At 69.5% G+C, this 8,799-nt stretch carries 7 protein-coding genes and 1 pseudogene; 4 read left to right on the forward strand and 4 right to left on the reverse strand.

Annotated elements, in window-relative coordinates:
• Both coxB and D588_RS0102165 read right to left on the reverse strand, forming a co-directional pair.
• Positions 1–832 (reverse strand): cytochrome c oxidase subunit II (gene coxB / locus D588_RS0102160; protein ID WP_026143279.1); only part of this gene is annotated, 832 nt, incomplete at its 3' end.
• A 20-nt stretch (positions 833–852) separates the two neighbouring features.
• The gene (locus tag D588_RS0102165; protein ID WP_019796200.1) at positions 853–1,329 is read right to left on the reverse strand and encodes a DUF2244 domain-containing protein; all 477 of its coding nucleotides are present in this window, start codon (positions 1,327–1,329) and stop codon (positions 853–855) included.
• A gap of 263 nt (positions 1,330–1,592) precedes the next feature.
• Here D588_RS0102165 and putA point away from each other — a divergent pair, with 263 nt between their 5' ends.
• Positions 1,593–4,787, forward strand: coding sequence for a bifunctional proline dehydrogenase/L-glutamate gamma-semialdehyde dehydrogenase PutA (putA, locus tag D588_RS0102170; protein ID WP_043083113.1), 3,195 nt, complete (start codon positions 1,593–1,595; stop codon positions 4,785–4,787).
• Between the two features lie 140 nt (positions 4,788–4,927).
• Here putA and D588_RS0102175 read toward each other — a convergent pair whose 3' ends face one another.
• Entirely contained in the window at positions 4,928–6,268 is a 1,341-nt protein-coding gene (locus tag D588_RS0102175; protein ID WP_017908050.1) for an outer membrane protein transport protein, read from the reverse strand.
• Positions 6,269–6,512: 244 nt separating this feature from the next.
• Between D588_RS0102175 and D588_RS0102180 the strand changes: the two genes are divergently transcribed.
• From D588_RS0102180 to D588_RS0102190, 3 genes are read left to right on the forward strand one after another with little or no spacing between them, the layout of a single operon-like run.
• A complete protein-coding gene (locus tag D588_RS0102180; protein WP_017908049.1) occupies positions 6,513–7,205 on the forward strand; it encodes a rhomboid family intramembrane serine protease in 693 nt (230 codons plus the stop codon).
• Between the two features lie 35 nt (positions 7,206–7,240).
• Positions 7,241–7,561: a DUF1820 family protein gene (locus D588_RS0102185; protein ID WP_017908048.1), complete on the forward strand. Its 321-nt coding sequence runs from the start codon at positions 7,241–7,243 to the stop codon at positions 7,559–7,561.
• 4 nt (positions 7,562–7,565) lie between these two features.
• A complete protein-coding gene (locus D588_RS0102190) occupies positions 7,566–8,552 on the forward strand; it encodes a D-2-hydroxyacid dehydrogenase family protein (protein ID WP_017914807.1) in 987 nt (328 codons plus the stop codon).
• Positions 8,553–8,618: 66 nt separating this feature from the next.
• Here D588_RS0102190 and D588_RS0102195 read toward each other — a convergent pair.
• Positions 8,619–8,799: pseudogene (locus D588_RS0102195) on the reverse strand (peptidase S41); the annotation flags it as partial.

Here is an 8,799-nt window from a genome sequence, read left to right on the forward strand (position 1 = left end):
TGGCGGGCGCCGGCTTGCGCGATGCCAGCCACTTCTGGAAGTCCTGCTTGCTCACCGCCTCGACCACGATCGGCATGAAGCCGTGGTCCTTGCCGCACAGTTCGGCGCACTGGCCGCGGTACACCCCGGGGGTGTCGATGCTGGTCCAGGCCTCGTTGATGATCCCGGGGATGGCGTCCTGCTTCCAGCCCAGCGCCGGCACCCACCAGGCGTGGATGACGTCGTCGGCGGTGATGACGAAGCGCACCTTGGTGTTCACCGGCAGCACCAGCCGGTTGTCCACGTCCAGCAGGTAGTGCGGGTCGTGCTCGACCGTCGGCACCGCGCCGCTCTGCCGCAGCCGGTCGGAACTGCGCGCCAGGCGGCTGGTGAACGAGACGTTCTCGCCCAGGTATTCGTAGCGCCACATCCACTGGTAGCCGGTGACCTTCACCGTCATCTCGGCATCGCGGGTGTCGTACATCGCGATCAGCTTGGCCGTGGCCGGCCAGGCCATCACGATCAGGATCAGCACCGGGATCACCGTCCACACGATCTCGGCCTTGGTGTTGTGGCTGAACTGCGCCGGCACCGCGCCCTTGGACTTGCGGAACTTGAAGATCGCATAGGCCATCGCGCCGAACACCAGCACGCCGATGACCACGCACACCCACAACGCGACCATGTGCGCGTCGTAGGCGTTGCGCGCGCTCTGGGTGACGCCCCTGCCCATGTTGAGCTGCCACGGCTTGGGATCGGCCGATTGCGCCCACGCCAGCGGTGCGGCCATCGCCGCCGCCAACGCCATCCCGCCCCTGACCGCCTGTTGCACCCACCCGCCGCGTTGCTTCATTGCCTAGACCCCTTGGAGCGTCATCGGTTGCGGCCGGTCACGGCCGCGAGCAAGCCTTCCAGGGTCTGCGCCAGTTGCCGGCGTTCGTCGGGGCCGAGGAATTCGCCGACCCTGACCTGCTTGCCGCTGGATGCCAGCACCACCCTGTCGTCGCCTTCGATCCGCAACCGCACCCAATGCGGGTGGGCGCGGAACGCCGGCGTTCCTGCATTCGGACGGGTCACTTCCACGCAGGCCGGACCCACCCGGATATCCTCTTCGCGCTCGCCGCCGCGCCACGACCAATGCAGCGCGAGCGCCACCACGATGCTGTGCAACAGGGCGAACGCAGGCGCGAACACATTGCCGGCGAGCCACCCCAGCCCGGCCACGGCCCACATCGCCCCGGCCAGTGCGACGAACAACAGAACGAATTGCCGGGCATTCAACGCCCGCGGCGGTCGCAGCCGCAGCTGCGTACCCGACCCCTCCGGAGAAAACGGAAACATTTCGATCATGTCGAACCGCCGCTTCCGAACCGCTCGTGCCCGAGCCGCGAGCACGCCTGGATGGTAGCCCCCGGCCTGCGCGGCGGCAAGCGCGCGTTCACCACAAAAAATGCTGTAGCGCAACAAGATGTGCGTTCAGCCTGGACGCGTCCGCCATCGCCGTGGCGATGCCGGCAACCCCCTGCGCGTGCAGGCGCTGACATAAAATAGCGGGCTCTGTCCCTGGCCTTTCCCGCATGAACGCTCTGCCTGGCGCCGGCTCTGTCCCGGCGATGCCGTCCGCGTCTCCTTCGCCCTTGCTGTCCCCCGAACTCCCGCCCGCGCCGCAGGCCCTGCGCGCGGCGATCACCGCCGCCTGGCTCAAGGACGAAGCCGAACACGTACGCGAACTGCTCGAGCAGGCGCGCCTGCCCGCGGCCGACCAGGCCAGGGTGCAGGCGCTGGCCGCCGACCTGGTCACCCGGGTGCGCGCCCGCGCCCAGGACCAGGGCGCGATCGAGGCCTTCATGCGCCAGTACGACCTCGGCAGCGAGGAAGGCGTGCTGCTGATGTGCGTGGCCGAAGCGCTGCTGCGCATCCCCGACCAGGACACCGCCGACAAGCTGATCCGCGACAAGCTCGGCGATGCGGACTGGAAGAAGCACATGGGCGAGAGCGACTCGATCCTGGTCAATGCCTCGACCTGGGGCCTGATGCTCACCGGCAAGCTGGTGCAGATCAACGACCTCACCCGCGCCGACGTGTCCGGCGCGTTCAAGCGCCTGATCGGCCGCGTCGGCGAGCCGGTGATCCGCCTGGCGGTGCGCCAGGCGATGAAGATCATGGGCCATCAGTTCGTGATGGGCCGGACCATCGGCGAGGCGCTGACCCGCTCGAAGAAGGGCGACAACGCCCACTACCGCTACTCGTTCGACATGCTCGGCGAAGGCGCGCTGACCATGAAGGACGCGCAGCGCTACCTCGATGCCTACCGCCAGGCGATCCACGCCATCGGCAAGCACTTCGCCGCGCAGCGCCAGCAGGGCGGCGGCAAGGACGCGGTGTTCGCCGCGCCCAGCATCTCGATCAAGCTCTCGGCGCTGTATCCGCGCTACGAGCACGCCAAGCGCGCGCGGGTGATGGCCGAACTGGTGCCCGGCGTGCTGGAACTGGCGCAACTGGCCAAGTCCTATGGCATCGGCTACACGGTCGACGCCGAAGAAGCCGACCGCCTGGAACTGTCGCTGGACATCATCGAGGCCACCTTCTCCGATCCGTCGCTGGACGGCTGGGAAGGCTATGGCCTGGCGGTGCAGGCGTACCAGAAGCGCACCCCGTACACGATCGATTTCCTCGCCGACCTGGCGCGCCGCGTCGGCCGCCGCATCCCGGTGCGCCTGGTCAAGGGCGCCTACTGGGACGCGGAGATCAAGCGCGCGCAGGTCGAGGGTCACCCGGGCTATCCGGTGTTCACCCGCAAGCAGAACACCGACGTGTCCTACCTGGCCTGCGCCAAGCGCCTGTTCGCGCACAGCGACGCGCTGTATCCGATGTTCGCCACCCACAATGCGCAGACCATCGCCGCGGTGCGCGCCATCGCCGGCGGCCGCGACTACGAGCACCAGAAGCTGCACGGCATGGGCGACGACCTCTACGCCGAGGTGATCCCCGCCGACCGCCTCGGTGTGCCCTGCCGCGTGTACGCGCCGGTGGGCTCGCACGAGGACCTGCTGCCGTACCTGGTGCGGCGCCTGCTGGAGAACGGCGCCAACTCCAGCTTCGTCAACCGCATCACCGACGAAGACGTGGCCATCGAAGACCTGATCCGCGATCCGGTCGAGGCCGTGTCCGCGTTCGCCTCCATCCCGCATCCGAAGATTCCGCTGCCGGTCGATCTGCTGCGCAGCCAGAACCACAACAGGAAGAACTCCATGGGCGCCAACCTCGCCAACGACAACGATCTGCGCGCGCTGGCCGACCAGCTCAACACCGCGCTCAAGCCCTGGCAGGCCGCGCCGCTGGTGCCCGGCGCGGTGATCGCCGGCGACGCCCTGGCGGTCGCCAACCCGGCCGACCATCGCCAGATCGTCGGCCACTGGAAGCCGGCCGATGCCGCCACCGTGGAGAAGGCGCTGAGCAACGCCGCGGCCGCCTATCCGGCCTGGAACCGCACCCCGGCCGCCAGCCGCGCCACCATCCTCGAACACGCCGCCGACCTGCTGGAAGCGCGCATGCCCGAGTTCATGGCGCTGTGCGTCAAGGAAGCCGGCAAGACCCTGCCCGACGGCGTCGCCGAAGTGCGCGAGGCGGTGGATTTCCTGCGCTACTACGCCGGCCAGGCGCGCGCGCAGTTCGGTGCGCCCGAGCGCCTGCCCGGGCCGACCGGCGAATCCAACGAACTGCAGCTGCACGGCCGCGGCGTGTTCGTGTGCATCAGTCCGTGGAATTTCCCGCTGGCCATCTTCCTCGGCCAGGTCGCCGCGGCGCTGGCCGCCGGCAACAGCGTCATCGCCAAGCCGGCCGAGCAGACCAACCTGGTCGGCCATGCCGCGGTGAAGCTGCTGCACGAAGCCGGCGTGCCGGAGGCGGTGGTGCAGTTCCTGCCCGGCGACGGCGCCACCGTCGGCGCCGCGCTGACCCGCGATCCGCGCGTGGCCGGCGTCGCCTTCACCGGCTCCACCGAGACCGCCCGCGCGATCAACCGTGCGCTGGCCGCGCGCGATGCCGCCATCGGCGTGCTGATCGCCGAGACCGGCGGCCAGAACGCCTTCATCGCCGACTCCTCGTCGCTGCCGGAAGCGGTGGTCAAGGACGCGATCTCCAGCGCCTTCATCTCCGCCGGCCAGCGCTGCTCGGCCGCGCGCGTGCTGTTCGTGCAGGACGACATCGCCGACAAGGTGATGACCATGCTGGCCGGCGCCATGACCGAGCTGAAGGTCGGCGACCCCGGCCTGCTGTCCACCGACGTCGGCCCGGTGATCGATGCCGATGCGCTGCAGATCCTCACCGATCACGCCGCACGCATGGACCGCGAAGCGCGCGCGATCGCCGTGGCCGCCACCGACGCCGCTACCGCGCACGGCAGCTTCTTCGCCCCGCGCGCCTACGAGCTGCAGTCGCTGGCGCAGTTGCAGCGCGAGATCTTCGGCCCGGTGCTGCACGTGATCCGCTGGAAGGCCGACCAGCTCGACGCGGTGATCGACCAGATCAACGCCACCGGCTACGGCCTGACCCTGGGCGTGCATTCGCGCATCGACGAGACCATCGAGCGCATCGCCTCGCGCGTGGCGGTGGGCAACGTCTACGTCAACCGCAACCAGATCGGCGCGGTGGTCGGCGTGCAGCCGTTCGGCGGCCAGGGCCTGTCCGGCACCGGCCCCAAGGCCGGCGGCCCGCACTACCTGCTGCGCTTCGCCACCGAGAAGGTGGTGACGGTCAACACCACCGCCGCCGGCGGCAACGCCTCGCTGCTGACCCTGGGCGACTGAGCGGCCCGCTTCGGCGCAGCGTTCCGCCCGGAACGTGCGTTGAGCGCAGCCTGCCGCAGCGCGCGCCATGCGCTGCGGACAGGCATAAAAAAAGCCCCGCCGAAGCGGGGCTTTTTCGTGGAACTGCGAAGCGCCTGCGATCAGAACTTGTAGTTGACCGAGGCCGCCAGCACGTTGCCGCTCACGTCGTAGTCGCCGACCAGGCGGTTGCCGGTGGCGCTGGTGGTGGCGATGCTCGGGTCGTTGGTGAACAGGTGGGTGTAGCCGAAGCTGTACTCGGTCTGCTCGGACGGCTTCCAGGTCAGACCCAGCGAGACCCACTTGCGGCTCGCGTCCGGCACGCGCACGTCGCGGTGCTGGTCGGTGGTCGGGGTCTGGTCGTAGGCCAGGCCGCCACGCAGGGTCAGCGTGTCACTCATGCGGTAGTCGGCGCCCAGCGACACGAAGGTGGTGTCGCGGTACGAGAAGTCCAGCACGCTGTCGGGCTGGTTGGAGGCGAAGTCGACGGTGACCTTGTCGAACTTGCTCCAGGCGGTGCGGGTGACGTCGGCCATCACCGTCCACTGCTCGTTGATGTCGTGGGTGAAGCTGGCGGTGGCGCTGGCCGGCAGCTTGACCGTGGCGCGGCCCTTGGTGTCGACGAAGGTGCCCGGCGCGGCGAAGGCCAACACGGTGGCGGCATTGCCCGGCACGGTGAAGTCGGCGTCGCCGTCGGTGATCTTGTGCTCGACCTGCGAGCGGTAGCTGAAGCCGATGTGGGTGTGCTCGTCGACGCTGAACAGGCCGCCCAGGGTGAAGCCGACCGCGGTGTTGTCGCCCTTGATGCGCGAGAAACCGTCGGCGCTGCCCGGCGCGAAGCCCGGCACGCGGCGCGAGGCCAGGACGGTGCCGAAGTCGATGGCGTTGGTCAGTTCGATGTTCAGGCGCTCGGCGAACACGGACGCGCCGAAGGACACGTACGGGTTGACGTCGTAGGAGAAGGCGAAGTTCAGGTCGATCGCCTGCAGCTCGGTCTTCACGCCGTTGTAGCGGCCGACCCAGTCGCGGTCGTATTCGGTCTTGAAGCCGAACGGCACGGTCAGCGAGGTGCCGAAGTGCATGTTGTTGTTTTCGCCGAACGGCATGTGGAAGTACGCGGCCGGAACCGGCGCGATCATGCCGGCGTCGCCGCCACGGCCGCCGGAGATCGGCTGGCCATTGGCGTAGGTGCCGCCGTTGCCCTGGTACTTGGCCGAGAACTGGATGGCGCTGACGTCGGCCTGGAACACCTTGCCGTCGAGCTGGCGCATGCCGGCCGGGTTCACGGCGATGATCGAGGCATCGCCGGGGGCGCTACCGGAGCCGGCGAAGGCGCGGCCCAGACCCTTGGCGCTGTTCTCCTTGAGCTGGAACGCGGCGCCGTGCGCCTGGCCCATGGCCAGCGCGCCGACGATGCCGACGGCCAGAGCGGTGAAACGGACGAACTGGGTTGCGTTTTGCATGGCTAGCTTTCTCCGGAAGACGAGTGTCTGTGTTCGCGCCTGCGCCTTCCCGGGCCGGAATGGTCCAGGAATGCGCGCCGGAGTCCCCTCCCGACATACGACGCCGTATGCGAGTATACCCCGCACCGTTAACTAAACAATAACGACATGATGCGTTCAGCTTCGTGTGGAGTCGGCGTGCGTTCAGCCGGATGAAGTCGTTATCGTGGCGTCCCTGGCGGTCTCCGGCTCCCCGTTCCCTCGCATGTTCGTTTCCATCCCCTCCCGCGAACGCACCACGCTGCGCTGGGCCACGCCGTTGTTGTTCGCGGCGATGTGGCTGGCCTTCCTGTGGTCGATCAGCCGCCCCGACGAGGCGCGCGCGACCCTGTGGCTGGACTGGGGCGCGCTCTCGGCCGGGGTGGGCAGCCCGCGCGACTGGCTGGCCACGGTGCAGGACGGCAGCGTGCTGCGCCTGTTCACCGCGCTGTTCCTGCACGCCGACTGGTCGCACCTGCTCGGCAACCTGGTGTTCCTGCTGATCTTCGGCCTGCCCGCCGAACGCGTGCTGGGGCCGTGGCGGTTCCTGCTGCTGTTCCTGGGCGGCGGGGCGATTTCCAACCTGGCCGCGGTGTTCGCGGTCGGCACCCCGGACCGGGTGATCATCGGCGCCAGCGGCGCGGTCTCGGCGCTGATCGGCACCTACCTGGCGCTGTTCCCGCGGGCCAAGCTCGGCGTGGTGCTGCCGCTGGGGCTGTTCCTGGAATTCGTGCGCGCCCCGGCCTCGCTGCTGATCGGCACCTGGGCGGCGCTGCAGGTGGTGTTCGCCTACATCGGCCCGGCCTTCGGCATGGTGGCGTGGTCGGCGCACCTGGCCGGCTTCGCCTTCGGCATGGTCTACGGGCTGTACGTGCGCGCGGCGATCGCGCGGCGGCTGCGCAAGCGCAAGGGCTTCTGAGCCGCCTGCGGCAACGGCGCCCGTATACTGCGCGCATGTTCAAGCATCTGTACAAAGTGACCTTCCTCAACCACGGCAAGGTCTACGAGCTGTATTGCCAGCACGTCGGCAGCAGCCACCTGTGGGGCTTCACCGAGATCGGCACGCTGGTGTTCGACGTGCACGACGGGCTGGTGATCGACCCCACCGAGGAACGCCTGCGCGAGGAGTTCGGCGACACCAAGACGCTGCATCTGCCGATGCAGAGCATCGTGCGCATCGAGGAAGTGGAGAAGAAGGGCCAATCGACGATCCGCGACGCGGCCACCGGCGAGAAGGTGGTCACGCCGTTCCCGATGCCCGGCAAGCCACGCTGAGCCGATGCGCATCCTGATCGCCGACGACTATCAGGATGCGGTGCGCCACCTGCCCTGCTTCGCGCGGCTGCAGGCGCACAACGTGCGGGTGCTGACCGCGCTGGCGCCCGACCGCGAGACCTTCGTTCGGCACGCCGCCGAGGCCGAGGCGCTGGTGCTGATCCGCGAGCGCACCCGCATCGACGCCGCCCTGCTGGCGCGACTGCCGAAGCTGCGCCTGATCAGCCAGACCGGGCGGATCGGCGAACACATCGACCTGGCCGCCTGCACCGCGCGCGGTGTGGCCGTGGCCGAAGGCGTCGGCGCGCCGGTGGCACCGGCAGAACTGACCTGGGCGCTGCTGATGGCCGCCAGCCGGCGCCTGCCCGCCTACCGCGATGCGCTGCTGGCCGGACACTGGCAGGCCACCGGCGATGCGCAGCTGGGCCGCAGCCTGGACGGGCTGACCCTGGGCATCTGGAGCTACGGCAAGATCGGCCGCCGCGTCGCCGCCTACGGCCGTGGCTTCGGCATGCGCGTGCAGGTATGGGGGAGCGAGGACAGTTGTGCGCAGGCGCGCGCCGACGGCTTTGCGGTCGCCGCCAGCCGCGAGGCGTTGTTCGCCGAGAGCGATGTGCTGACGCTGCATCGCCGCCTGGTCGCGGCCACCCGCCACCAGATCGGACTGGACGACCTGCTGCGGATGAAATCGGACGCGCTGCTGGTCAACACCAGCCGCGCCGAACTCATCGCGCCCGGCGCGCTGCTGGCCGCGCTGGACGCCGGCCGTCCTGGACAGGCGGCGCTGGACGTTTTCGAGCAGGAACCGGTGCTGGATCCGCAGCATCCGCTGCTGCGGCATCCGCGGGTGCTGGCGACGCCGCACCTGGGCTATGTCGAACAGGGCAGCTACGACCTGTATTTCGGCGCTGCCTTCGACAACGTGCTGGCCTTCGCCGCCGATGCGCCGCAGCGGCTGGCCAATCCAGAGGTCCTCAGCATCGCCGACTGAGCGGCTGGCCACCGCCGCCGCGCAGCGGCCACGCCGCGCGCGATGGCGAGGCGGGCCGCCGTGGGCTCAGGTACCGGAGGCCGGCGCAGGCTCGGTCTTGTCGGAGCCGGTCTTGTCGGACTCGGTCTTGGCAGGCTCGGGCTTGGTCGGTTCCGCCGCCGGCTGCTTCGCCGGGGCGGCCTTCGGCGCCGCGCCCGCAGGCTTGTGCGCCGGCTTGGCCTTGCCCTTGCCGGCCGGTGCCGCCGCG

It is taken from the genome of Xanthomonas sp. SHU 308, assembly GCF_000364645.1.
GTDB lineage: Bacteria > Pseudomonadota > Gammaproteobacteria > Xanthomonadales > Xanthomonadaceae > Xanthomonas_A > Xanthomonas_A sontii.

Excerpts from the sequence above, each read along its gene's own strand:
- putA (WP_043083113.1), top strand. The coding sequence starts at position 1,593 with ATGCCGTCCGCGTCTCCTTCGCCCTTGCTGTCCCCCGAACTCCCGCCC.
- D588_RS0102190 (WP_017914807.1), top strand. The coding sequence starts at position 7,566 with ATGCGCATCCTGATCGCCGACGACTATCAGGATGCGGTGCGCCACCTG.
- D588_RS0102180 (WP_017908049.1), top strand. The coding sequence starts at position 6,513 with ATGTTCGTTTCCATCCCCTCCCGCGAACGCACCACGCTGCGCTGGGCC.
- D588_RS0102165 (WP_019796200.1), bottom strand. The coding sequence starts at position 1,329 with ATGATCGAAATGTTTCCGTTTTCTCCGGAGGGGTCGGGTACGCAGCTG.
- D588_RS0102175 (WP_017908050.1), bottom strand. The coding sequence starts at position 6,268 with ATGCAAAACGCAACCCAGTTCGTCCGTTTCACCGCTCTGGCCGTCGGC.
- D588_RS0102185 (WP_017908048.1), top strand. The coding sequence starts at position 7,241 with ATGTTCAAGCATCTGTACAAAGTGACCTTCCTCAACCACGGCAAGGTC.